The sequence below is a fragment of the Phytobacter diazotrophicus genome, from assembly GCF_052061655.1.
GTDB lineage: Bacteria > Pseudomonadota > Gammaproteobacteria > Enterobacterales > Enterobacteriaceae > Phytobacter > Phytobacter diazotrophicus.
Map to the genome: position 1 here is coordinate 2,889,119 of NZ_CM125428.1, position 23,143 is coordinate 2,912,261.

General features: G+C 52.7%; 18 protein-coding genes. 7 read left to right on the top strand and 11 right to left on the bottom strand.

From position 1 onward, the window contains the following. Position 1 precedes the first annotated feature (1 nt). Positions 2 to 1,345, bottom strand: a complete 1,344-nt coding sequence (gene hglS, locus ACS0RQ_RS14140) for a 2-oxoadipate dioxygenase/decarboxylase HglS (RefSeq protein WP_071194124.1) — start codon at positions 1,343 to 1,345, stop codon at positions 2 to 4. 292 nt (positions 1,346 to 1,637) lie between these two features. Here hglS and ACS0RQ_RS14145 point away from each other — a divergent pair, with 292 nt between their 5' ends. The 3 genes from ACS0RQ_RS14145 to ACS0RQ_RS14155 all read left to right on the top strand — a co-directional run bounded on the left by ACS0RQ_RS14145 (position 1,638) and on the right by ACS0RQ_RS14155 (position 7,639). Continuing rightward, complete coding sequence (locus ACS0RQ_RS14145; protein ID WP_039079126.1) at positions 1,638 to 2,561, top strand: LysR substrate-binding domain-containing protein; 924 nt, start codon at positions 1,638 to 1,640, stop codon at positions 2,559 to 2,561. A 141-nt stretch (positions 2,562 to 2,702) separates the two neighbouring features. Beyond that, a complete protein-coding gene (locus ACS0RQ_RS14150) occupies positions 2,703 to 5,000 on the top strand; it encodes an FdhF/YdeP family oxidoreductase (RefSeq protein ID WP_271850387.1) in 2,298 nt (765 codons plus the stop codon). Positions 5,001 to 5,257: 257 nt separating this feature from the next. Then, positions 5,258 to 7,639, top strand: coding sequence for a glucose/quinate/shikimate family membrane-bound PQQ-dependent dehydrogenase (locus tag ACS0RQ_RS14155; protein WP_271850386.1), 2,382 nt, complete (start codon positions 5,258 to 5,260; stop codon positions 7,637 to 7,639). A 41-nt stretch (positions 7,640 to 7,680) separates the two neighbouring features. On the opposite strand, the gene ACS0RQ_RS14160 is transcribed toward ACS0RQ_RS14155, so the two are convergent. The 4 genes from ACS0RQ_RS14160 to ACS0RQ_RS14175 all read right to left on the bottom strand — a co-directional run bounded on the left by ACS0RQ_RS14160 (position 7,681) and on the right by ACS0RQ_RS14175 (position 11,637). Further along, positions 7,681 to 8,109, bottom strand: a complete 429-nt coding sequence (locus tag ACS0RQ_RS14160) for a type II toxin-antitoxin system HicB family antitoxin (protein ID WP_334633218.1) — start codon at positions 8,107 to 8,109, stop codon at positions 7,681 to 7,683. A 249-nt stretch (positions 8,110 to 8,358) separates the two neighbouring features. Further along, positions 8,359 to 10,056 (bottom strand): methyl-accepting chemotaxis protein, encoded by a 1,698-nt coding sequence (locus ACS0RQ_RS14165; RefSeq protein WP_271850384.1) that lies wholly within the window; start codon positions 10,054 to 10,056, stop codon positions 8,359 to 8,361. A gap of 154 nt (positions 10,057 to 10,210) precedes the next feature. After that, the gene (locus ACS0RQ_RS14170; RefSeq protein ID WP_271850383.1) at positions 10,211 to 11,329 is read right to left on the bottom strand and encodes an S-(hydroxymethyl)glutathione dehydrogenase/class III alcohol dehydrogenase; all 1,119 of its coding nucleotides are present in this window, start codon (positions 11,327 to 11,329) and stop codon (positions 10,211 to 10,213) included. 32 nt (positions 11,330 to 11,361) lie between these two features. Further along, entirely contained in the window at positions 11,362 to 11,637 is a 276-nt protein-coding gene (locus ACS0RQ_RS14175; RefSeq protein WP_039079133.1) for a metal/formaldehyde-sensitive transcriptional repressor, read from the bottom strand. A 628-nt stretch (positions 11,638 to 12,265) separates the two neighbouring features. Between ACS0RQ_RS14175 and ACS0RQ_RS14180 the strand changes: the two genes are divergently transcribed. Continuing rightward, positions 12,266 to 13,816, top strand: a complete 1,551-nt coding sequence (locus tag ACS0RQ_RS14180; RefSeq protein ID WP_271850382.1) for a methyl-accepting chemotaxis protein — start codon at positions 12,266 to 12,268, stop codon at positions 13,814 to 13,816. Positions 13,817 to 13,881: 65 nt separating this feature from the next. On the opposite strand, the gene ACS0RQ_RS14185 is transcribed toward ACS0RQ_RS14180, so the two are convergent. Then, entirely contained in the window at positions 13,882 to 14,538 is a 657-nt protein-coding gene (locus ACS0RQ_RS14185) for an MgtC/SapB family protein (RefSeq protein ID WP_079497497.1), read from the bottom strand. 180 nt (positions 14,539 to 14,718) lie between these two features. Here ACS0RQ_RS14185 and ACS0RQ_RS14190 point away from each other — a divergent pair, with 180 nt between their 5' ends. Then, entirely contained in the window at positions 14,719 to 15,198 is a 480-nt protein-coding gene (locus tag ACS0RQ_RS14190; protein ID WP_271850381.1) for a tetratricopeptide repeat protein, read from the top strand. Between the two features lie 4 nt (positions 15,199 to 15,202). On the opposite strand, the gene ACS0RQ_RS14195 is transcribed toward ACS0RQ_RS14190, so the two are convergent. The 3 genes from ACS0RQ_RS14195 to cybB form a co-directional block, all read right to left on the bottom strand. Next, complete coding sequence (locus ACS0RQ_RS14195; RefSeq protein WP_271850380.1) at positions 15,203 to 15,439, bottom strand: DUF1272 domain-containing protein; 237 nt, start codon at positions 15,437 to 15,439, stop codon at positions 15,203 to 15,205. 365 nt (positions 15,440 to 15,804) lie between these two features. Continuing rightward, a complete protein-coding gene (locus tag ACS0RQ_RS14200) occupies positions 15,805 to 17,130 on the bottom strand; it encodes an MFS transporter (RefSeq protein ID WP_271850379.1) in 1,326 nt (441 codons plus the stop codon). Between the two features lie 216 nt (positions 17,131 to 17,346). Further along, positions 17,347 to 17,877, bottom strand: a complete 531-nt coding sequence (cybB, locus tag ACS0RQ_RS14205) for a cytochrome b561 (protein ID WP_271850378.1) — start codon at positions 17,875 to 17,877, stop codon at positions 17,347 to 17,349. Between the two features lie 181 nt (positions 17,878 to 18,058). Here cybB and gap point away from each other — a divergent pair, with 181 nt between their 5' ends. Together gap and ACS0RQ_RS14215 are read left to right on the top strand one after the other, a co-directional pair. Further along, positions 18,059 to 19,060: a type I glyceraldehyde-3-phosphate dehydrogenase gene (gene gap / locus ACS0RQ_RS14210; RefSeq protein ID WP_039079140.1), complete on the top strand. Its 1,002-nt coding sequence runs from the start codon at positions 18,059 to 18,061 to the stop codon at positions 19,058 to 19,060. 139 nt (positions 19,061 to 19,199) lie between these two features. Further along, positions 19,200 to 20,090, top strand: a complete 891-nt coding sequence (locus tag ACS0RQ_RS14215; RefSeq protein ID WP_420372486.1) for an alpha/beta hydrolase — start codon at positions 19,200 to 19,202, stop codon at positions 20,088 to 20,090. Between the two features lie 577 nt (positions 20,091 to 20,667). On the opposite strand, the gene aldA is transcribed toward ACS0RQ_RS14215, so the two are convergent. Together aldA and ACS0RQ_RS14225 are read right to left on the bottom strand one after the other, a co-directional pair. Then, positions 20,668 to 22,107: an aldehyde dehydrogenase gene (gene aldA / locus ACS0RQ_RS14220; RefSeq protein WP_271850376.1), complete on the bottom strand. Its 1,440-nt coding sequence runs from the start codon at positions 22,105 to 22,107 to the stop codon at positions 20,668 to 20,670. Positions 22,108 to 22,305: 198 nt separating this feature from the next. Further along, the gene (locus ACS0RQ_RS14225) at positions 22,306 to 23,103 is read right to left on the bottom strand and encodes a YdcF family protein (RefSeq protein ID WP_271850375.1); all 798 of its coding nucleotides are present in this window, start codon (positions 23,101 to 23,103) and stop codon (positions 22,306 to 22,308) included. Positions 23,104 to 23,143 lie beyond the last annotated feature (40 nt).

Consider the following 23,143-nt stretch of genomic DNA (forward strand, 5'->3'; position numbering starts at 1 on the left):
TTTACAACAGACCGCAACGTCGTTTGCTGCGCTCTTCCGCTTGCGCGTAGAGGGTGAACTCATCAAGCACTTCGCAACCAAGCGCCTCTTCAAAACGCAGTTTGCTGGCGTTACCGTGGCTACGCTGTTGCGTTTCATTGCCAAGGTTTGACTGAAAGATCCCGGCCGCGCTGACGGGGAGAAAATCTTCATAGATGATAGGTTGCGCAACAACCCAACCGCGCTCAATAAGCGGCTGCGGATCGTCGCCCGGACGAATCGCCTTCCGGTGAGCCTCGCCGGAGGGCGTCAGGCGATAACGGAAGTAGGCCAGTTGCTGGCGGCGCAGTAGCATTTCGCTGTCGGGGAAAGCGTGAAACATCTCCTGTAAGTGTAACTGATGGGTCAGATTGTCTTTTCCGGTTCCCGCTTCGTTAAGTAGCCGATCATACAGCGCCCGGCCTTTTGGCGTCAGGGCCACGCCACGTTGTTCGATTTCACCAAAACGGGCAGTATGTGTCCCCTGCTGCTCACCGGCGAACAATACCGGTTCATCAAGCGCTTTGAAGCTGGTCTGGCGCAATAAAATCGGCACATCACGGCGTGGCGGCCCTTCAATCAGGATTTTGGGCTCGATTCCATATTTCGGCATCAGCGCCTGTACCTGATCAATATCCAGGGTGCGTGGCGTCAGATGGTTGATATGGCAACCAGGGAAGCAGACCACATCGGCGATCAGGCGGTGCTCATTGTGCAGCGCATGGTATGTCAGGGCGTCCACGGTGGCATGACGATGCCAGCGAAAGGTCTCCAGCGCTTCTTTCACAAACTCACTCGCCTGAGAGGCAGTGAACTCGCCGGTTTGTTCATGCAGGGCAATGAGTTCATGGCAACGCGGGGTGAAAATATCCCTGCGTTGTAAAATGGCGGCGGCTTTATCGCGAAGCTGCACATCCTCAATCAGTTCAAGGCGCAATAACGACGTAAAGATGCGAAAGGGATTACGCGCCAGAGCCGCATCATCAATGGGGCGAAAGGCGGTTGAGTGTACCGGAACACCCGCCTGCGACAGGTCGTAATAGCTCACCGGAAACATACCCATAATCGCGAACATCCGTCGTAGCGTCGCCAACTCATCCGGGCGCCCAACACGAATCGCCCCATGACGTTCGACGTTCAGCCGCGCCAGTTCGTCTGCGTTAACCAGTTGTTCATGCAAGCGGGGATTATTCTCAAGGACTGCCAGATTGACGTCCGCAACCAGCTCCAGCAAGGTGCCGTACTGCGGAACTTCCTGCTGGTACATCGCTGACATTGCTTGCGAAAATTGTTCCCGAATTTCATCAGCCGTGATGGTGTTCGCCATGTTGTCATGTCTCCAGTGTGTATTACCTGGAGTGTAGAGAAGCCCTTGCTGGCCTGTGGGAGATAATTTACGAAGTGTGATCGCGGCATAAAACCAAAAATGCCGTATTTCCGGCTATTTGCATAACCAAAAATTATGCTTAAACCCCCACAGACATGCGGTTGACATCACACTGCCGGGAAAATTTGTTTGTAACTCAACGAGATTAAATGTTAAGAATGTTTTGCTACCAAGTTAACATAATTAAGCAACTTTACTTGCCACGGACATCGCTTCGTTTTTACATCATCTTATGGAAAAAAACGGTTTGTTCAATCAGCGCATACGCTTGCGCCATCTGCATACATTCGTCGCCGTCGCTCAGCAGGGAACCCTGGGGCGTGCGGCAGAGACCCTTAACCTTAGTCAACCAGCACTGTCCAAGACACTTAATGAACTGGAACAACTCACCGGCACACGTCTGTTTGAACGTGGTCGTCTGGGGGCGCAACTTACCCTGGTGGGCGAGCAGTTTTTAACACATGCAGTCCGGGTACTTGATGCGCTCAATACCGCAGGGCAGTCGCTCAATTACAAACCCGAGCAGAACAATGCGGTGATCCGTGTTGGCGCGTTACCTACTGCGGCGCTGGGCATTCTGCCGTCGGTAATTGGCCAGGTCCATAAGCAGCAGCCAGATATCACCATTCAGGTGGCCACCACTAACAATCCGATGTTATTGGCCGGACTGAAATCGGGTGAGCTGGATGTTGGCATTGGCCGTATGTCAGACCCGGAACTGATGAGCGGATTGACCTATGAGATGCTGTTCCTTGAGTCGCTCAAATTGGTGGTACGCCCCAACCATCCGCTGTTGCAAACCACGATAACACTGAGCCGGGTGCTGGAGTGGCCCGTCGTTGTGCTGCCTACCGGTACGGTGCCGCGCCAGAACACGGAGGATCTGCTGCAAAGTCAGGGTTGCAAACTCCCGACCGGCTGTATTGAAACGCTGTCTGCGTCGCTATCGCGACAACTGACTGTCAATTTTGATTATGTCTGGTTTGTCCCTTCCGGCGCAGTGAAGAACGACTTACGCGAAGGTTCACTCACCGCGCTCCCCATTGTTCCGCCGGGTATGGGCGATCCTATTGGCATTCTTACCCGCGTGGATGCTCCTCTCTCCATCGGCGTACAAACGCTGATCGCCGCTATTCGTAAAACCGTGCCGGATTAATCCGCACGCGCGGCAGGCACGGGCAGTTGCGCAAATGGTAAACTTATTGTTAATTGTGTGATAAAAGATGGTTGTTGATTAAGGATTGCTGTTACGCAGCGTAGTGTTTGCGTAAGCGCAATCCGCTGTCCGGAAGAACACATGAAATTCAAAACTGCCATAAAACCCTATCGCGCCGCTGCCGGTGGATTAGGTTCTCTTGAAGCAACCACTCGCTTCGTTATCGACAGCAAAAATGCCCTTAAAAACTTGCGCAACCTGCTGCGCATGAATAAAGCCCGTGGTTTCGACTGTCCAGGTTGTGCCTGGGGTGATGACAATAAAAGTACCTTCAGTTTCTGCGAAAACGGCGCGAAAGCGGTGACCTGGGAGGCAACACGCCGCCAGATTGACGCCAGCTTTTTTGCGCAACACAGCGTCAGCGCTCTTAACCGCCAGAGCGACTATTTTCTGGAATATCAGGGCCGACTCACGGAACCGCTGCGCTATAACCCCCAAACCGATCACTACGAACCGGTGAGCTGGGATGATGCCTTTGCCCTGATTGGGCGTCATATCCGTGAGATGGACCACCCGAACCAGATGGAACTCTACACATCGGGTCGCGCCAGTAATGAAGCGTCGTACCTTTACCAGCTCTTTGGCCGGATGGTCGGCACGAATAATTTCCCCGATTGTTCGAACATGTGTCACGAGGCCAGCGGCGCCGGGCTAAAACGCAGCATTGGCGTCGGTAAAGGCACCATTCATCTCACCGATTTTGAACAGGCCGATGCCATTTTTGTCTTCGGGCAGAATCCCGGCACCAACCATCCGCGTATGCTGCACAGCCTGCGTCATGCAGCCGATCGCGGCGCACGTATCGTCACCTTCAATACCCTGCGTGAACGTGGTCTGGAACGTTTTGCTGACCCGCAAAAACCGCTGGAAGTGGTCACCTCGATGGCGGGCGCGATCAGTTCTGCCTATTACCAGCCCAATCTGGGTGGCGATATGGCCGCCGTACGCGGGATGGCAAAAGCATTACTGGAAACCCATCGTCAGCGCCTGGCGAACGGTGAAGCCGGTATCTTTGATGATGCCTTTATCGCGCAACACACTAACGGCATTGAGGCATGGTTTGCGCAAATCGATACCACGTCCTGGCAGTCCCTTGAAGCGCAATCCGGTTTGAGTGAGCAGCAATTACGTGACGCCGCCGCCGTCTGGCAGAGCGCCAGGCGTGTCATTTGCACCTGGGCGATGGGCATTACCCAGCATAAACACTCGCTGGATACGGTACGTGAAATCGTCAATTTGCAGTTGCTCGGCGGTCATCTGGGCAAACCGGGCGCGGGACTGTGCCCGGTGCGCGGACACAGTAATGTGCAGGGCAACCGGACAATGGGGATTGATGAAAAACCGCCTGCCGCCCTGCTCGACAGCCTGGCGCGTCACTTTGGTTTCGAACCACCGCGCGCTCCGGGACATCACACCGTGGCCGCGATTCAGGCTATGTTGCGCGATGAAGTGAAAGTACTTATCACGCTGGGCGGTAATCTGGCTGCCGCCGCGCCGGATACCACGTTGACCTGCGAGGCGCTGAAACGTTGCGGTTTGACTGTGCACATCAGTACCAAACTCAACCGTACCCATCTGATGCCGGGTGCGCAGTCGCTCATTTTACCGACCCTGGGACGAACCGAAGAAGACATGCAGGCGACAGGCCGTCAGTTCGTGACCGTCGAAGACTCATTTAGCATGGTGCACGCCTCAGAAGGCATCGGTAAACCACTGGCAGACACGCAAAAATCAGAAACCGCGATTGTGGCCGGTATCGCCCATGCGGTCCTGGGAAACAGCAAGCTGGACTGGCTGGCCTTAGCCGATGATTACAACCTGATTCGCGATCATATTGCCGCCACTATCCCCGGCTTCACCCATTTCAACGCCCGTTGCGAAGAACCCGGTGGATTCTGGCTGGGGAACGCGGCGGCATCTCTCACCTTTGCCACGCCATCCGGGAAAGCGGAATTCAGCAGCGCGCCGCTGCCGGATGCCGTCTGCCCGGAGATCAGCGCGCCCTTTGTGTTACAAACACTACGTTCCCACGATCAGTACAACACCACGATTTATGGTCTGGATGACCGCTATCGCGGCGTTTATGGTCAGCGCGACGTCCTGTTTATGCACCCGGATGATATTCTGGCCCTGGGGCTGAGCGATGGCGACCGCGTCGATATCACCACCCTGTCGACCGACGGCATTACGCGCCAGGTTACCGGCTTCCGTCTCGTTGCGTACGCTATCCCTCGCGGTAATCTCGCAGCCTATTATCCGGAAACGAACCCACTGGTTCCTTTGACCCGCTACGGTGACGGTACCGGCACACCGACCTCTAAATCTATCCCTGTCACGATTACCCCGTCGCAAAGCGCCGATACGCTGCGTATCGCCTGAACAGCAAGGCCCGCCCTGTGCGGGCCAATTCTCAAATAATGCGATCTAATTTATTAACAATTGCATCAAGCAATTTAACAGATTTATCATATTTGCAAATTCACCAAATGGTTCACTTACCATGCAAACAGTGAGTTTTTAACGCGGATTCCCTCGATAACATCTGCAATAAAACGATAACCCTCTAAAACCGTTATCCATTTGGTACAGGCTTTATCATTGCGTACCGGATAATCGGTGTGTTTAAGGAGATGGATATGGCACCTGGCAGCACCCCACGCAGGCTGGTTACTCTTCTGCGCTGGTTCCTCGCCATTCTGATGCTCGTCATCGGTCTGGCCATCGGCATTCCTGGCATCAAACTCATCACATTAGGCGGCAGCGTCTGGTTTACCGCGATGGGTGTCGTGATGCTGATTGCCGCGATACTTATCCTGCGAAATCGTCCCGGCGGCCTCATTCTGTATGCGCTGGGCTTTATCGTTTCCATCATCTGGGCAATTTACGATGCCGGCTGGGCATTCTGGCCTCTGTTCTCACGCTTGTTTACCTTTGCCGTGCTGGCATTTCTGGCGGCACTGCTGTGGCCATTTATGCGCGCCCGGCAGACGATAAAACCGGTTAACAAATCTGCGTTTAGCGTCGCGGCGATCCTCGCCGTTTTACTTCTGGTCAGTATTGGCGGGATGTTTAAAACGTGGAATGTGATCACCCCAACCGAATCCATTACCGTCAAACCGGTTCAGCCTGGCAGTGAACAGCACGACTGGAAACACTGGGGCAATACCACCCATGGCGATCGTTTTGCGGCGCTTGACCAGATCAACAAACAGAATGTCGACAAGCTGCAAGTCGCATGGATGGCACATACCGGGGATATCCCGCAGAGCAATGGCTCCGGCGCGGAAGATCAGAACACGCCGCTACAGATTGGCGACACGTTATTTGTCTGTACCCCGTACAGCAAAGTGCTGGCGCTGGATGTGGATTCCGGTAAAGAGAAATGGCGCTACGACGCGAAAGCGACAGCGCCAAACTGGCAGCGCTGTCGTGGCTTAGGGTATTACGAAGAGCCGCACACTGCCGCCTCTCCAACGGTACAGGCTCAGCCTGCTACGTGCGAACGTCGACTGTTTCTGCCCACCACCGATGGACGTCTGGTGGCACTCAATGCCGATAACGGGCAACCCTGCGCAGACTTTGGTGATAACGGCACCGTTGCTCTGAGCGTCGGCATGGGCGAAATCAAACCGGGTTATTATCAGCAAACGTCCACGCCGCTGGTGGCAGGCAATATTGTTGTGGTCGGTGGCCGCGTGGCGGATAACTTCTCCACCGGCGAACCGCCGGGCGTGGTTCGTGCCTATGATGTCCATACAGGCAAACTGGCATGGGCGTGGGATCCGGGTAACCCGGACCTGAAAGGCTTGCCGCCTGAGGGGAAAACCTGGACACGCGGTACGCCAAACGTCTGGTCGGCGATGTCTTACGACGCCAAATTGAACCTGATCTATCTGCCGACCGGCAACGCCACGCCAGATTTCTGGGCGGGTGAACGTACCGCGCTGGATGATAAATACAGCTCGTCGATTGTGGCGGTTGATGCGACAACCGGCGATGTGCGTTGGCATTTTCAGACCACCCACCACGATCTGTGGGATTTTGATTTACCGTCACAGCCTCTGCTCTATGACTTACCGGATGGCAAAGGCGGGACCACGCCGGTACTGGTACAGACCAGTAAACAGGGCATGATCTTTATGCTCAACCGCGAAACCGGTGAGCCGGTGGCGAAGGTTGAAGAACGCCCAGTTCCGGCTGGTAATGTAAAAGGCGAACGTTATTCCCCTACTCAGCCGTACTCGGTGGGCATGCCGATGATCGGTAATGAAACCCTAAAAGAGTCCGATATGTGGGGAGCAACGCCTGTCGATCTGCTGATGTGCCGTATCGCCTTTAAAGGGATGCGTCATCAGGGTGTCTTCACTCCGCCGGGGCTGGATCGCGCATTGCAATATCCGGGATCGCTGGGCGGCATGAACTGGGGCAGCGTCTCGGTCGATCCGACTAACAACCTGATGTTTGTGAACGATATGCGTCTGGGCCTGGCAAACTATATGGTGCCCCGTGAAAACGTGGCGAAAAACGCCAGTGGGATTGAGATGGGTATTGTACCGATGGATGGCACACCGTTTGGCGCAATGCGCGAGCGTTTCCTGTCACCGCTGGGTATTCCGTGCCAGAAACCGCCGTTCGGGACAATGTCCGCTATCGACCTGACCTCCGGGAAGATGGTATGGCAGGTTCCCGTGGGTACCGTTCAGGACACCGGTCCGCTGGGTATCCGCATGCATATGCCGATCCCGGTCGGGATGCCGACGCTGGGCGCATCGCTGTCTACCCAGTCCGGGTTGCTGTTCTTCGCAGGGACCCAGGATTTCTATCTGCGTGCGTTTGATACCGCAACGGGGAAAGAAATCTGGAAAGCGCGTCTGCCGGTCGGCAGCCAGTCTGGCCCGATGACCTATGTTTCGCCAAAAACGGGCAAACAGTACATCATCATCAATGCGGGTGGCGCACGTCAGTCCCCGGATCGCGGTGATTATATTATTGCTTACGCGTTGCCGGATAAGCAGTAAACCTGGTCGCGTTATCAACAAACCCGCCGCAATGGCGGGTTCTATGCTATCTGTATTTCAACCTGAATTTTTCGGCCCAATTGCGCAAGGGCAAATTCAACTTTCTCAACTTTTGACGAATGTTCTACATCTAATAGACGATCAACCTGCGGCGCGTTCACACCCAATCGACGAGCGAGATCGGCTTTACGAGTTCCCGTTTCAATCATCGCGTTATAAAGCGCAGCCTTCATTGCAACCAGTACCGGAATGATAACTACACGCTCATCCACTCTGGCGGGAGTCGCCACCGGAATCGGACGGCGCATATCCATTTCTAGTGAAATAGCGGTAACGATCCCATCTTCGGCCTCTAGGAGCGGTTCTTCCGGCGTATCTCCTACCGAGTGCATCAGCGGTAAATCGCGACAGGACACCTCATAAACTCGCGTTTCTGCATCCTGAGTTAATTTCACGGCATAATTGAACATATTTTCACCTTTTAAAGCCCAGGATCTTTGATTATCTTTTTCTTGTGCCTTCCGGCATCTCCTTTGCACCATGGTCTGAACTCACTGTATTTCATCCGGTTCCCTCCGTTGAACCCATGGCGACGCTATCAAATATGCATATAAAAGCAACATTAATGATGTGTTTTTGCGACGAATCTCGATAAATACAGTGGAGAGTTTTCTTGAAGGGGAGTTATAAAAAGGGCCGCATTAGCGGCCCTCATACCATTAGAACGTTTCCCAGTTCTCGCTGCCATGTGCCATCGCAGGGCGCTGAGTACTGACGGGTTTCGTCGGGGTTGATGAAGATTTCACCGAACGGCTTGTGCCACTGCCATGCACGCGAAACGCGCCAACCGCTTCAGTAAGACGCGCAGCCTGCTCTTCCAGAGACGTTGCCGCCGCCGTTGCCTCTTCTACCAGTGAGGCGTTCTGCTGGGTGACATTATCCATCTCGGTGATGGCCTGGCTTACCTGAGTAATCCCTTTACTCTGCTCATCCGACGCAGCGGCAATTTCCAGCATGATATCGGTAACGCGTTTCACCGCCGTCACGATCTCATCCATCGTTTCACCTGCGGCCACGACTTCACTTGAGCCTTTATCAATCAAACTCACTGACTCGCTGATCAGTGCTTCAATCTCTTTCGCTGCCTGCGCACTGCGGCTTGCCAGTGTACGGACTTCGCTGGCCACCACTGCAAAACCGCGGCCTTGCTCACCGGCACGCGCAGCTTCAACCGCGGCGTTCAACGCGAGAATATTTGTCTGGAAGGCGATACTGTTAATGACCGCAGTAATTTCAGAGATTTTCTTCGAGCTGGAGGTGATATTGCCCATGGTCTGTACCACGCCATCAACAATCTCACCGCCTTTCGTCGCTTTACCGGAGGCATCACGCGCCAGGCTGCTGGCATGATGCGCATTGTCCGCATTCTGTTTCACAGTCGCCGTAAGCTCTTCCATACTAGCTGCGGTCTGCTCAATCGCTGCAGCCTGCTGCTCAGTACGTGAAGAAAGGTCGGTGTTCCCCGCAGAGATCTCGCTGGTCCCGCGATAAATTTCCTCCGCGCCATCACGCACAGTGGTAACGGTTTTCACCAGGGAGTGCTGCATCAACTGCAAATCGTGGGTCAGACGACCAATCTCACTGCGTCCGGTGACCTCTTCCGCGACGGTAAGGTCTCCGGCCGCGATATGTTCAATACGCTTGGCAGCGCGCTGCAACGGATTAATGACCACACGGCGTAATACGGTAAAGGTAATGACCGTTAAGAACAGCGCGATAGCAAAAGCCCCTGCCATAAAGATCAGCCCAAGCTGGGTGCGTTGGTGAGCCAGTTCACCGAGGCGAGTCGCGCGATCGCTGCGAATCTGAATGGCTTTAAGCAGGTATTCATTAAATGCGCTGTCTAAAACGCGTGCCTGCTCATTTTCATGGTTGATGATGGCTTCAAACATGCCGTTTTTGGCATATTTCAGCATCGGTTGCATACCGTCAAAATAGGCGTTAAAACGCGTGGTCAGCTCGCCATCAAGCGCTAAATCTTCCGGGGTTTTCACCGCACGGGCCATATAGGCGTTAAAGCCATCTTGCGCTTGCTTGATACGTTTTTCCGCATCCGCAATGTTCTTTCTCATATCATCCATTTCCGCAATGCGGCTTGCCGCCCCGGCATGGATCAGGCTGATACGCGCTATGCGTAAGTTATTGGAACTGTTAGATAACCCCATACGAACCTGGATTTCTTGCGTAACATCCTGCTGGTCCCGGTCAGCCTGCATCAAGAAATACCCTGCTAACCCGGAACTCAGCGCAAATAACAGCAAAATGCCACTCAGGATAGCGGAAAATAAGGGAACCAATCGAATATTGTGCATAAATCCAATGCCTTGCTGTCTGTGCATCGCTGCTGTGTTATCCATGGCTATCGACTCTCTTTTATATAAGATGCGTAAAACACGCCTGTAAGAAAGGTATCGGCAATTGTGGGATTTATGTTAAGGGGAAAAATGTCAGGCGGGTCACAGATTTAGACATTGAAAATGCCAGCGGCGTAACCACTGGCAGGTCGTTTACTTATTTGTCGCCGAAATGAATGACGGTACGAATGGACTTACCTTGATGCATGAGATCGAAGGCGTCGTTGATCTGATCTAACGGGAGTCGATGGGTAATAAACGGGTCGAGACGGATCTTGCCTGCCATCGCATCCTCCACCATTTCCGGTAACTGGGTACGCCCTTTTACGCCACCAAATGCTGAACCACGCCAGACGCGCCCGGTTACCAACTGGAACGGGCGGGTTTTGATCTCCTGGCCCGCACCGGCCACACCGATAATGACGCTTTCGCCCCAGCCTTTATGGCAGCACTCGAGCGCCGCGCGCATCACATCCACATTACCGATGCATTCAAAGCTGAAATCAACACCGCCGTCAGTCAGTTCAACAATCACCTCCTGAATCGGTTTTTCGTAATCCTTAGGATTGACGAAATCGGTGGCTCCCATCTCTTTTGCCAGGGTGAATTTATCCGGGTTGGTATCCACGGCAATAATACGACCGGCTTTGGCCTGAACCGCACCCTGAATAACCGCCAGACCAATCCCGCCCAGGCCGAAGACTGCAACGGTGTCGCCCTCTTTCACTTTCGCCGTGTTGTGTACCGCACCAATACCGGTGGTCACACCGCAGCCCAGCAGGCAGACTTTGTCCAGCGGCGCCTGCGGGTTGACTTTTGCCAGGGAGATTTCTGCCACCACCGTGTATTCACTAAACGTACTGGTGCCCATGTAGTGGTAAATTGGCTCACCATTGTAGGAGAAACGGGTGGTGCCATCTGGCATCAGACCTTTACCCTGCGTGGCGCGAACGGCCTGACAAAGGTTCGTTTTACCGGATTTACAGAACTTGCACTCGCCACATTCTGCGGTGTACAGCGGAATAACGTGATCGCCGGGTTTCAGGCTGGTCACCCCTTCACCGACCTCCACAACAATGCCGCCGCCTTCGTGGCCCAGGACCGCCGGGAATACACCTTCCGGATCATCACCTGAAAGGGTAAAGGCATCGGTATGGCAAACGCCGGTGTGGGTGATGCGTACCAGAACTTCGCCTTTTTTCGGCGGTGCGACATCAATCTCAACAATTTTGAGCGGTTGACCCGGCCCAAACGCAACAGCAGCACGTGATTTCATCAGACACTTCCTTTTTAGGTGTACGTTAGAATTTATTTTAGATAAGAGCGTAAAAGATGACCGACTTCCGCCATACGGGCGGCGCGCTGATCGGGCGTAGTATCACCACTGACCAGTTCATCTTTCAGGTGTATCTCCACCATTTCCCCCATCAGACCGTTAGCTGCACCGCGTACGGCAGCGATCTGTTGCAGGATGGCAATGCAGGGATCGCCGTTTTCCAGCGCGCGCTCCAGTGCGTCGACCTGCCCACGGATACGACGAACCCGTGTGAGGATACGTTTTTTATCTTCAGGTGAATGCGGCATAGCCACTCCTTTTTATACTATTGGGGGGTATGGTACATGATTCGATGTCTTGCTGTAAAATTAATGTGTTGCGTTATCAAATAAAACAGCCGGCACACAGGCTGGCCTTCGCGTGTCAATGACTCACTGGTTGAATTGTATGGGGATTGACCTGCACCGACAGCACCATCGGAAAAGCCGAAAGTGAGCGTATTCCCTCTGCTCTTTCCCGCTTGGGTGATAATTATCCCGACCCAGGATAAACGCCATAGTATAGCGTCATCTACAACCGACATATTTTTAAGCAATACATGTGCAATTTTGTTGCGTTCTTCGTACGCACAGGAATATATCTTGCGAAACGGCAATATGTGTGAGTGAAGAATAATAGTAATATATTATCGAAATAAGTTTAGCCATACTTTGAATTAATTTAGGCTCGCTAAATAATAAAAATCAACAATGTTAATAGCCCTCTTTTTTAAAAGATCCCGCCTCCGCCAACTTATTGATATATAGCCATGTATAACGCAAGGCTCATTTATTTACCACAAAAATATAAATTAATGAAACACCATGACGATAATAGTTTTATTGCGCATTTATATAGTCGCATTATTTTTTTGGTTTCACGCTGGAGCAGGAAGATATGGTTAAGAATATGAACATCCGTCGGAAGTTAACATCGGCTTTTAGTTTGATTATTTTGGTCTTGTTGGTGCTAAGTGCCGTATTTTATTACAATTTTTCCACTCTGGTTAACGCAAACAATTGGAATGTGCATACTTATCAAGTCATTGATGAGAACAGAGCACTAACATTAAGCCTGGTAAATATGGAAACCGGATTACGCGGTTTTGCGCTCACGGGTAAAGAGGAGATGCTGGAACCTTACAACATCGGCATGAAATCTTTTTCCAGCCACTGGGACGCACTTAAAGAATTTACCGCCGACAATCCCGCTCAGCAAGAGCGCCTAAAACACCTTTCTGAACAGTATTCGCTGTGGTTACACGATGTCGCCGAGAAAATTATTAACCACCGCCGGGAAGTCGTGAACCAAAAGATGAGTATTGATGACTTTAATGCCAGTTTCGAAGCGAACACAGGCAAAAGTCAGATGGACACTATGCGCGGCATAATTGATGAGATGATTAATGCGGAAAGTGCATTACTACTCGTCAGGCAAGAGACCGTGAAATCTACTGAGACGCAAACCCGCTCTATTCTTCTTTTTGGCGCCCTCCTGAGCGTGATTATTGCTGTGGCACTGTGCATTATTGTTGCGCGTATCATTACTGCGCCGTTGCAGATTGCAGTAAAAGCCGCAGAGTCAATTGCGCAAGGTGATTTAACGTCTTCGATTAAAGGGCACTCCCGTGATGAAACCGGGCAACTTCTTAACGCGCTGGATGCCATGCAGATACAGTTACGTTCCCTTGTCGAAAAAATTCAGGATTCTGCCGCGTCAATTGACGAGGCCGCCAGAGAAGTGGCGATCGGGAATACCAATTTATCGAGCCGGACTGAGGAGCAAGCCGCATCACTCATCGAGACCTCGGCCAGCATGGAACAACTAACGGCAACGGTGCGCCAAAACACATCTAACGCGCAGCATGCCAGTACGCTGGCAGCCACTGCCTCGTCTGTCGCGGAGCGTGGTGGCAAGGTAGTGCAAAATGTTATTACTACAATGAGCTCTATTTCTGACAGTTCGCAACACATCGTTGATATCATCGCGACCATCGAGGGGATCGCTTTCCAGACGAATATTCTGGCATTAAATGCGGCAGTTGAAGCGGCAAGAGCAGGAGAACAAGGTCGTGGTTTTGCTGTCGTCGCCAGTGAAGTCCGGGGACTTGCGCAGCGAAGCGCGACCGCTGCAAAGGAAATAAAAGCGTTGATAGAAGCGTCAAGTGCCAAAGTATCAGAAGGCACGACACTGGTCGGTCAGGCTGGCTCCACGATGGATGAAATCATGGCCTCTATTCGTGAAGTCTCTTCATTGATGGCCGAAATCTCATCGGCATCCGGAGAACAATCTTCCGGCATTGAACATATCAGAGTGGCAGTGAACCAGATGGACGACGTAACGCAGCAAAACGCCGCGTTAGTTGAACAAGCCGCAGCGGCTGCGGCCTCTCTGGAGGAACAGGCGTCAACGTTGACACAAACAGTAGGAACGTTCCGAGTGGTTTAGTCTCATATTGCGCCAGGATCGCCATCCTGGCGCACAGGCGTTTTCGCCATAAGCCACTCTGGTTTTCATTTAACCGCCAGCGATTTCACACCTTCAATGCGGGATAAATCCGCGCCAATATCGCTTATTGGCGTACCGGGGCGTAGCGTTAACACGAGAAACAATTCGCTTGTTTTATCGCCCGTCTGGCTATTTTTCAGGGAGCGAAAGGCAAATTTAACGTTCCTCTCCTGCAACGCGACCAAAACGATGGGTACACTTTCCGGTTTCAGTTTTATCTGCACGCCATAATGCTTGCTCAAAAAATGATGACTTAACTGCCGGAAGACTTCGAGCACGAAAAGCGTCATAAATGCGCCATAGATGCCAATGGCATACATTCCGCTGCCAATAACCAGCCCAATGGCTGATGTGACCCACATCCCTGCCGCTGTGGTCAGCCCCTTGACGATCTGCTTTTGAATAATAATGGTCCCGGCCCCCAGAAACCCCACGCCACTGACCACCTGTGCCGCTACCCTGCTGGGATCCAGAGCCACATGATTCTCCTGCAAAATATCCTCAAAACCATATTTGGAGACAATCATAAACAGCGCGCTACCAATCCCGACAAGAACATGCGTTCTTAATCCAGCGTCTTTAGCGCGCAACTGACGTTCAAGACCAATAAGCCCGCCAAGTAACCCCGCCAGTGCCACACGTAGCAATAAATCAGTCACCATTTCTCGCTTCCTTATTTGTCCTCACGACTGTCACTTTATTCAACCAAAGCACATCTCAGCGCGAACGCAAGGTAAGCATCCATGATGCCGTGTATCGAGGAAAATCATCTTTCTCTTTCCTGTTATTCATTTTACTGTCGGGGATGACGTAAATCTGGCTGAGGCTTTGAAAAAGAACCGATGGAAAAGAACCTGCACACCGCCATTGCTCTGCGTAAGGGGGGCGAATATGAAAAAAGCCGTGAATTACTTGAAGGCCTTATTAATATTGAGGAATTGAAGGCGCGCGCGCTGCTCAATATTGCCTGGTCCTGGGACAACCAGGGCATTGAGGATAAAGCGGAAATATATTATCAAGCCGCTTTAGAGGCAGGGCTTGAAGGAGAAGACAAATTTGAAGCGCTATTTGGCCTCGCCTGCACTTACCGGTGTCTGGGGAAATACACTTTAGCCAAAGCCCGTTTTGCCGAAACACTGGCAACCTGGCCAGAGGCAACGGAAATTATCCCGTTTTATGCCCTCTGCCTGCATAACCTTGGCGAACACGATAAGGCGATGTCGATGATGCTGGAACTCCTTGCACAGCATCCACCGACAGAGAATATTAAACGCTATCAAAAAGCGATGCATTATTACGCCCGGAATCTCACCGGTGCGTAAGCAATTAAGCGCAACCCTGTGGTTTAAAAATACGGGTTGTTAATGGCGGGTTATTCACCAGTTTTGCCGCCGGCCTGCGGGGTCTGCTGACCAGTTCACCGCCGCAGTTCGGGCAGCGCATTGCCATCTTCTGCGCGCAATCCTCACAAAATGTGCATTCAAACGAGCAAATGCGCGCCTGGGTGGAATCGGGGGGAAGATCGATATTGCAGCATTCGCAGCCAGGTCTCAATTCCAGCATAACGTGTTCCTTTAAGGTGCGTTATCAACGTCGGTTCTGTTCAATCTCATTCAATAACATACCGACATGAATAAAGCACGGCCACGGTAAAATATCATGGCTGGATATAAGGGTGTCGCCCTGGCAAGAACTATTACGCCATCCTTGAGCCAGCTGAAAGACCGCGTAGGTCTTGCCAGGGCAACATGTTCTGCCTTTTCTGGTGTTGGCCTAACAGGCAGAACAGAATTGAGTCTATGCCATTGAAAGGATTAATCAAATAAAAATATATTATTGATCGACAAAACCGATCGAGAGATCACTTATTGATCGCATTTGGCACGAAAGATAAACACCCGGTAGCAACATGGCTACCGGGCGACCTGTTAACGTTTCAGGGGCAGGCCAGCCGTTTCGCGAGCGCGCAGGACTGTCAGGAAGGTAATCAACGCAGCGGCCATCACATAATACGCCGGAGAGAATTTATCCCCCGTCGAGCTTATCAGCCAGATAGAGAACCACGGCGTAATACCACCAAAGAAGGCGACTGCGAAATTGTAGGCAATGGACAACCCGCCATAACGTACACTGGTGGGAAAGAGCTCCGCCATCGCCGCGCTGCAGGCACCGTCAAAGGCCGCAATAAATGCGCCGAGCATCACCATTGCCAGCACCGCTGAGAACATATCACCGTTGGCCATGAGCATCATCGCCGGGTAACTCAGCAGAATGAAACCGGCACATCCCGTCAGCATCAACGGCTTACGGCCAAATTTATCGGATAAATAGCCCATAAAGGGTACCAGTACCGCGACCGAAAACAGGCCTATCGTGGTGATGGCATACGAATCCAGCTTTGAGTAGTGCAACTCTGTTGAAAGGTAACCAGGCATAAAGGTTTGCAGCGTCCAGTGACCAACCGCTTTGATGACCACAAATCCCACGCAGAAAAGCAGCGCCGCCCAGGCATGGGTCACCGCAGAACGCAGCGGTGTGGCATCCGTTTGCCCCTGTTTTTTCGCTTCCAGGAACTCGGGTGAATCTTCCAGATGCGTTCGCAGATAAAGACCAACCCAGCCTAATGGCCCGGCGATAAGGAACGGGATTCGCCAGCCCCAGTCATTCATGGCGCTTTCGCCCAGAAATGCCGTCAACAGAAAGACCAACCCGGAGCCTGCCACAAATGCCATAAAGCCGAAGTTATCTATCCAGCAAGTAAAGTAGCCGCGTTTGTTAACGGGCGCGTATTCTGCCAGGTAGGTTGTTGCACCGGAACTTTCACCACCGGCGGCAAAGCCCTGCACGAGGCGGGTTATCACCAGCAACACGGTGGCCGTAATACCAATCTGCTGATAGGTCGGCAGCAACCCCATCACAAAGGTCGCGCCGGAGGTCAGAAGAATGACGGTAGCAAGGACTTTTTGCCGCCCTTTCCGATCGCCAAGAGAACCAAAAAACAGACCGCCGAGTGGGCGCATGACAAAGCCCGCGCCAAAGACGGCGAACGATGACAACAGCGCCACGCTGGGATTTTCCGCGTGGAAGAATTGTAAACCGATGATGGCCGCGAGTGTTCCGTAGAGACCAAAATCGAACCATTCGACGAAATGGCCGACGCCCGTGGCCAGCAGAACTTTACGTAATTTGCGTGACGTAGTGGCATCCTCCGACAAAACCGTCCGTTCGAGAGATTGCTGTGCAGGCTGTGTCATAGCCCCTCCATTTATGACAGTGTTTCTATAATAGATATACTATCTACACTGACAGTTCGAATTTCGCACAGCAACTAACGCCCAAAATGTGATAGCCGCCCTGCTTTCTCGGTGAAAAACCAAAGACGATCACATTTCTTTTAAGCAAAAAATAAGCCCCGCAACCAGGCGAGGCTTAAAAATAACGGCATGATGACACCGCTATCGCATTTATATTTATACACGTTTCTTCGGCATCATGCGCAATAACGTGTTGTCTTTGAAGAAATAATGGTGTGCAAGCGCGGCCAAAGCATGCAGAGCGATGACATAATAACCAAACATCGCCAGCGTCTCATGATATTCCTTAAGCATATCAACCAGATCGAAATTGGCTTCAGCTGCATGCGGCATCGACAAACCAAAAGCAATCCAGTTACCGCCGCGGTTATACATCATTAACAGGCCCAGAATCGGCAGAGCGATAAATAGCAGGTAAATGATCAGGTGGCCAAGATGCGCCAGTCCGGTCAGCATCGGTGACGGTTTCGGCACGATGTCCGGTGTCGGGCTTTTCAGACGTACCAACAGGCGTGCGATCATCAATACCAAAATAGTGATGCCGCAGGAGACATGGACAATATTGAAATAGGGGCGCCAGTCGCGCGGCGCAAAACCACGAAACTCCATGGCGCAATACGTGACAATGACCAGAAGAAACACCAGCCAGTGTATAGCAATTTGAAGCCCGGAATAGTTGCTGCGCATATGAAAATCCTGAAACGAAACAGAAGAAAAGCCAACATACCGGGCTTTTCTTAAAAATTCATTAACTTTTCTTTATCAATTATCAATCGCTTACGTCTGGATGAGAAGCTGTCATTTGCCGTTGTGTGTAACCCAGGCTATGCCTGGTGAAGTGATTTTTTGAACCCGATGGAGAAGAGTGATGAGTAAAATTGGCATTAATGGTTTCGGGCGTATTGGTCGTCTGGTATTGCGCCGTTTGCTCGAAGTGGGCAGCGATGCGCAAGTTGTTGCTATCAACGATCTGACCTCCCCGAAAGTGCTGGCTTATCTGTTAAAGCACGACTCAAACTACGGCCCGTTCCGCTGGAGCGTGGACTTCACAGAAGATTCGTTGATCGTCGACGGTAAAAAAATCACCGTTTATGCAGAAAAAGAGGCGAAACACATTCCCTGGCGCAGCGCAGGCGCTGAGATCATCGTGGAGTGTACCGGTTTCTATACCTCCAGCGAAAAATCACAGGCGCATCTGGAAGCAGGGGCGAAAAAAGTGCTGATCTCTGCCCCGGCCGGCGAGATGAAGACCATCGTTTTTAACGTCAATGACGACACGATTACCCCCCAGGACACCATTATTTCCGTTGCCTCTTGCACCACCAACTGCCTTGCCCCGATGGCAAAAGCACTGCACGACAGCTTTGGCATTAAGGTGGGTACGATGACCACTATCCATGCCTATACTGGCACCCAGGCACTGGTAGATGGACCTCGTGGGAAGGATCTTCGTGCCTCCCGTGCCGCTGCGGAAAACATCATTCCGCATACCACAGGGGCAGCTAAAGCGATTGGTCTGGTCATTCCAGACCTGAGCGGTAAGCTGAAAGGTCATGCTCAACGCGTACCGGTTAAAACCGGTTCCGTCACAGAGCTGGTTTCCGTTCTCGGCAAAAAAGTCACTGCGGACGACGTTAATCAGGCGCTCAAGAAAGCCACCGAGAATAACGAATCCTTCGGCTATACCGACGAAGAGATTGTCTCTTCTGACGTGATTGGCAGCCATTTCGGTTCGGTGTTTGACGCCACGCAGACCGAAATCACCGAGGTGGGCGACCTGCAATTAGTCAAAACGGTTTCCTGGTACGATAACGAATATGGCTTTGTCACCCAACTGGTTCGCGTTCTGGAAAAATACCGCCAACTCTAAGTTATGAAGCGGGTGGTTTTGCCACCCGCTTTTCCCACCTCGCCCACATTTTCTGGTTGATGCCTGTGATATAAACCACCGTTTCAATTTGTGGAGATACGGCGTGAAGCACATCAGTACGCAAGAGTTAGTTGCCCTAATGCAAGACGCGGTAGATCGTTGCGCGACATTTCCCGTCTGGCCGCAGGGCGAAGCGCCTGGCGCCATTGCCAGCCCGACGGTTTTTCAACTGGAAGAAAATCATACTGGCCCGTCAGCGTTTGACCGTTCTGTCACCGGCGTTCGTGCGCCACAAATTACCGTTTACGCGCCGGAAAACCCCAATGGGGTTGGTATCCTCGTGACGCCTGGCGGTTCGTATCGCCGCGTGGTACTCGATAAAGAAGGCAGCGCCCTGGCGCCCTTCTTCAATGCCCGGGGGTACACACTCTTTGTGATGACCTATCGCCTTCCGGGTGACGGTCATACCGAAGGTGCCAACGCCCCGCTTGCCGATGTTCAGCGCGCGATGCGAACCCTGCGGGCGCGGGCGCAGGAATGGCAGCTTGACCCGGAGCGACTTGGCATCATGGGGTTTTCCGCAGGGGGCCATGCCGCCGCCAGCCTTGGGACACGCTACGCCGAAAAGGTCTATCCGGTTCTGGATGACATTGATGGATTTAGCGCCCGTCCGGCGTTTATGGCGCTGGTTTATCCGGTTATTACCATGCGGGCGGAGATTGACCATCCCGGATCTCGCCACGAACTCATTGGCGATACGCCTGCGGAGCAGCAGATTCATCATTATTCGTTAGAAGAACGCGCGGACAGTAATACCCCCCCGACCTTTTTACTCCACGCGGTGGATGACCCGGCGGTAAAGGTAGAAAATAGTGTGGTGATGTTTAGCGCACTGCGTCGTCTTGGCGTGCCGGTTGAGATGCACCTTTTCGAGCAGGGCGCACATGGTTTTGGAATCCGCGATGCGCAGGGGTTACCTGCCGCGGTATGGCCGGATCTGATGATGAACTGGATTGAAACAAAGGTGTGAATTGTGTGATGTCCCGGATGTGGCGGTGAACCGCCTTATCCTGGCTACCAAACGTTCAGGCCGCACGAAATTGTCCCCTCGCCCTGTGGGAGAGGGTCAGGGTGAGGGGTATATGCAGCGCAGGTGGTGGGTTCCGTTCACCGTATATTCATAGCGAAATGTCACCTTCGGACACGTGAACGGGTAAAGGGGAACACCGCGTTCCCCTTTACAATCCCCGCGGCCCCGCAAAAAATCGTTGCTTCGCACTGCGTTCGCCTCCCGCCCCGCTGCCTGCGGTCGGTTTGACTCGACGTCCTGTCTCGACAAACCTCAGTCCGCCATCCCTGGCGGCCTGACCTTGTCATCGGGTCTTCGTCTCACCGATTTCAGCGGGGACTCAACCCCCTCGCTGCACGCTCTGCGCCAGGGGGGCCAAAGATGTCGCTGTGGTTGTCATGCGGGAAAAAGAGTCGTGGCTAAAAAGGTAGAAGACGTTCACAGTATCTACGCGATCGCGCCACTCGCGAAATGTGTGCGGTGTGGTTGCGTATCCCTGAGTAGCCCCGGTAAGCGAAGCGCCACCGGGGATATCCCGTTATGCCTGCAGATATACCATCTGGGTTTGCAGATATTCTTCCAGCCCATGACGACCATCCGCGCCGCCAATCCCCGACTTGCGCCAGCCTGCATGGAAGCCCTGCATCGCTTCAAAATTCTCACGGTTAATGTAGGTTTCGCCGAACTTAAGCCCTCTAATGGCTTTCATCGCGGTATTCAGGTTTTGCGTATAGACAGAGGACGTCAGGCCGTAATCGCTGTCATTGGCCATCGCCAGCGCCTCTTCCAGCGTATCGAATGCCACAACCGGCAGCACCGGACCAAATGTCTCTTCATGCATAATGGACATCTCCTGACGCACATCCAGCAGCAGCGTTGGCGGGTAGAAATAGCCTTTACCTTCTACCGCTTTACCGCCCAGCACCACGCGCGCCCCTTCCGACACCGCGCGGGCGACTTTGGATTCCACGCGCTCAAGGGCAGCGGCGTTAATTAATGGCCCCATTGCGATGTCATTGCGCTGGCCCGGATCACCAAATTGTACCGCTTTCATGGCCTCGCCCAGGCGATTAACAAAACGGTCGTAAATGCCTTTTTGCACATAAACACGTTCGGCGCAGTTACAGACCTGTCCGGTGTTGATCACGCGGGAATCGACAATGGCTTTCACCGCTAATTCCAGATCGGCATCGTCAAGAACGATAGCCGGGGCTTTGCCACCCAGTTCGAGGCAGACTTTGGTGATATTTTTCGCCGCCGCGGCCATGATTTTTTCACCCGCGACCACGCTGCCCGTCATACTGACCATCGCCACTTTCGGGTTGCCCGCCAGCTCCTGGCCCACGGTTTCACCCCGGCCCAGCACCAGGTTAAAGACCCCTTTGGGTAAACCCACTTCATGCACTATCTGCGCAAAAGCGATGGCGTTATTAGGGGTAAATTCACTCGGTTTGATGACAATGGTGTTGCCGGTAATCAGCGCTGGCGCCAGTTTGCGGGCAATCAGGAAGAACGGGAAGTTCCATGGCAGGATCCCGGTGGTAACACCCAGCGGACGTTTAAAGACAAAGATATTTTCGCCGGGACGGTCGCTTTGGAGAATTTCACCTTCATAGCGACGCGCCCACTCCGACATATAATCGATATAGTCGGCGGTGAAATTGACTTCCACCTCCGCCAGTTGCTGGATTTTCCCGCCTTCGGCAACAATCAGCGCACTGATTTCGCTCGCTCTGGCACGAATACCGGCGGCAATTTTGCGTAACCACCCGGCGCGTTCTATGGCAGGCAATGCTTCCCACGCAGGCTGCGCTTTATCAGCGGCATCAATCGCTTTGCGCGCATCTTCTGCGGTCCCGTCCGGGATACGCGAGAGCAACGCTTCCGTTGCCGGGTTGGTGACATCAATCCAGGCGTCGCCCTGCCAGGTAACAAATTGACCATCGATATACATAGGGTGCTGTACGGGTGCTGTCATGACCTGCTCCTGTAATGACATTGTTTTTAACAAGTGAACTCATTGTTAAAAATCTACAAGTGCACGGTCTGTTTCCCAGGGTGGAGAGCGAGTTTTGTGAGTCAACTCATAAAAGAAAAGCATAAACGCAACAATGGAATAACATCAAACCAACATTGATTGCCCGTTTGCGCCAGCGTCGACGCAAACGGTCATCGTTTAAACCAGCGAACGCCGGCGCAGCGTTTCGTAAAGCAGCGCATCGGACTGAAGAACCTGCCACGCTTCCTCAACCGCCGGGGGAAAATCAACGTGAACAATAAAATCGCGACCTGCCGGGCCATATCCTTGCGCGTCATCTCTTAAGCGCGGTACTTCGCCCAAAATCAGTGATAAATACCGATCAACTGGCCATAGCCCTTCTTTCGGGGAGACAAAAGCCAGACCATCGGCAGTATTCGTCAGCTCAGGGGTAATCCCTGAGTAACTCAGCCAGTGGGGGGCACTGGCGCAGCCCTGGCTTGCCCGGGCAAATGTCGCCATCGTTCTGCGCTGCAGGGCGGGATCTTGCACAATCAATACGGTTTTGACGTTCATGCTCTGCGACAGCATCATATCTATCGAGAAACGGGCATTTTCGCCGCAATTCGCCGACTGTTTTTCGACAAAAATCGTTTTGCGCTTAATCTTCCAGAATTTCTCTGCGATATCCGCAATGATTTCCGCCTCTTTGCGCCCCGTGGTGGGGATTAAATTGTAGGCAGAGTGCCGGGAAACCGCGGCGTAAAGGAATGGCGTGGAGTGCCCAATGCCACCGCTAATGATCAACGGAATATGCTGAGCCGAAGCTATAGCACAGGCGGCATCAATCACTGGAATCACCGAATGGCCAGGAATGATGACCGCATCGGCACGCACGGGGGTCGGCTTGCTAACAAAATCATTTTGCGCCAGCCACTGACCCAGCGTATTGGCAGCCGCAAGCGTCTGTTCAGCCAGGCGGGGAAAATTCATCATGGAAAGAGCCCTCCATTTTTAAGCCTCAGTACAGCTTAGT

What these genes read in the sequence shown, in the direction of transcription:
- ACS0RQ_RS14185 (WP_079497497.1), bottom strand. Translation starts at nt 14,538, where the DNA reads ATGGTGACTGATTTATTGCTACGTGTGGCACTGGCGGGGTTACTTGGC.
- ACS0RQ_RS14150 (WP_271850387.1), top strand. Translation starts at nt 2,703, where the DNA reads ATGAAATTCAAAACTGCCATAAAACCCTATCGCGCCGCTGCCGGTGGA.
- ACS0RQ_RS14175 (WP_039079133.1), bottom strand. Translation starts at nt 11,637, where the DNA reads ATGCCGCATTCACCTGAAGATAAAAAACGTATCCTCACACGGGTTCGT.
- ACS0RQ_RS14155 (WP_271850386.1), top strand. Translation starts at nt 5,258, where the DNA reads ATGGCACCTGGCAGCACCCCACGCAGGCTGGTTACTCTTCTGCGCTGG.
- ACS0RQ_RS14180 (WP_271850382.1), top strand. Translation starts at nt 12,266, where the DNA reads ATGGTTAAGAATATGAACATCCGTCGGAAGTTAACATCGGCTTTTAGT.
- ACS0RQ_RS14170 (WP_271850383.1), bottom strand. Translation starts at nt 11,329, where the DNA reads ATGAAATCACGTGCTGCTGTTGCGTTTGGGCCGGGTCAACCGCTCAAA.
- cybB (WP_271850378.1), bottom strand. Translation starts at nt 17,877, where the DNA reads ATGCGCAGCAACTATTCCGGGCTTCAAATTGCTATACACTGGCTGGTG.
- ACS0RQ_RS14160 (WP_334633218.1), bottom strand. Translation starts at nt 8,109, where the DNA reads ATGTTCAATTATGCCGTGAAATTAACTCAGGATGCAGAAACGCGAGTT.
- ACS0RQ_RS14165 (WP_271850384.1), bottom strand. Translation starts at nt 10,056, where the DNA reads ATGGATAACACAGCAGCGATGCACAGACAGCAAGGCATTGGATTTATG.
- aldA (WP_271850376.1), bottom strand. Translation starts at nt 22,107, where the DNA reads ATGACAGCACCCGTACAGCACCCTATGTATATCGATGGTCAATTTGTT.
- ACS0RQ_RS14200 (WP_271850379.1), bottom strand. Translation starts at nt 17,130, where the DNA reads ATGACACAGCCTGCACAGCAATCTCTCGAACGGACGGTTTTGTCGGAG.
- ACS0RQ_RS14215 (WP_420372486.1), top strand. Translation starts at nt 19,200, where the DNA reads ATGCAAGACGCGGTAGATCGTTGCGCGACATTTCCCGTCTGGCCGCAG.
- ACS0RQ_RS14195 (WP_271850380.1), bottom strand. Translation starts at nt 15,439, where the DNA reads ATGCTGGAATTGAGACCTGGCTGCGAATGCTGCAATATCGATCTTCCC.
- ACS0RQ_RS14190 (WP_271850381.1), top strand. Translation starts at nt 14,719, where the DNA reads ATGGAAAAGAACCTGCACACCGCCATTGCTCTGCGTAAGGGGGGCGAA.
- ACS0RQ_RS14225 (WP_271850375.1), bottom strand. Translation starts at nt 23,103, where the DNA reads ATGATGAATTTTCCCCGCCTGGCTGAACAGACGCTTGCGGCTGCCAAT.
- hglS (WP_071194124.1), bottom strand. Translation starts at nt 1,345, where the DNA reads ATGGCGAACACCATCACGGCTGATGAAATTCGGGAACAATTTTCGCAA.
- ACS0RQ_RS14145 (WP_039079126.1), top strand. Translation starts at nt 1,638, where the DNA reads ATGGAAAAAAACGGTTTGTTCAATCAGCGCATACGCTTGCGCCATCTG.
- gap (WP_039079140.1), top strand. Translation starts at nt 18,059, where the DNA reads ATGAGTAAAATTGGCATTAATGGTTTCGGGCGTATTGGTCGTCTGGTA.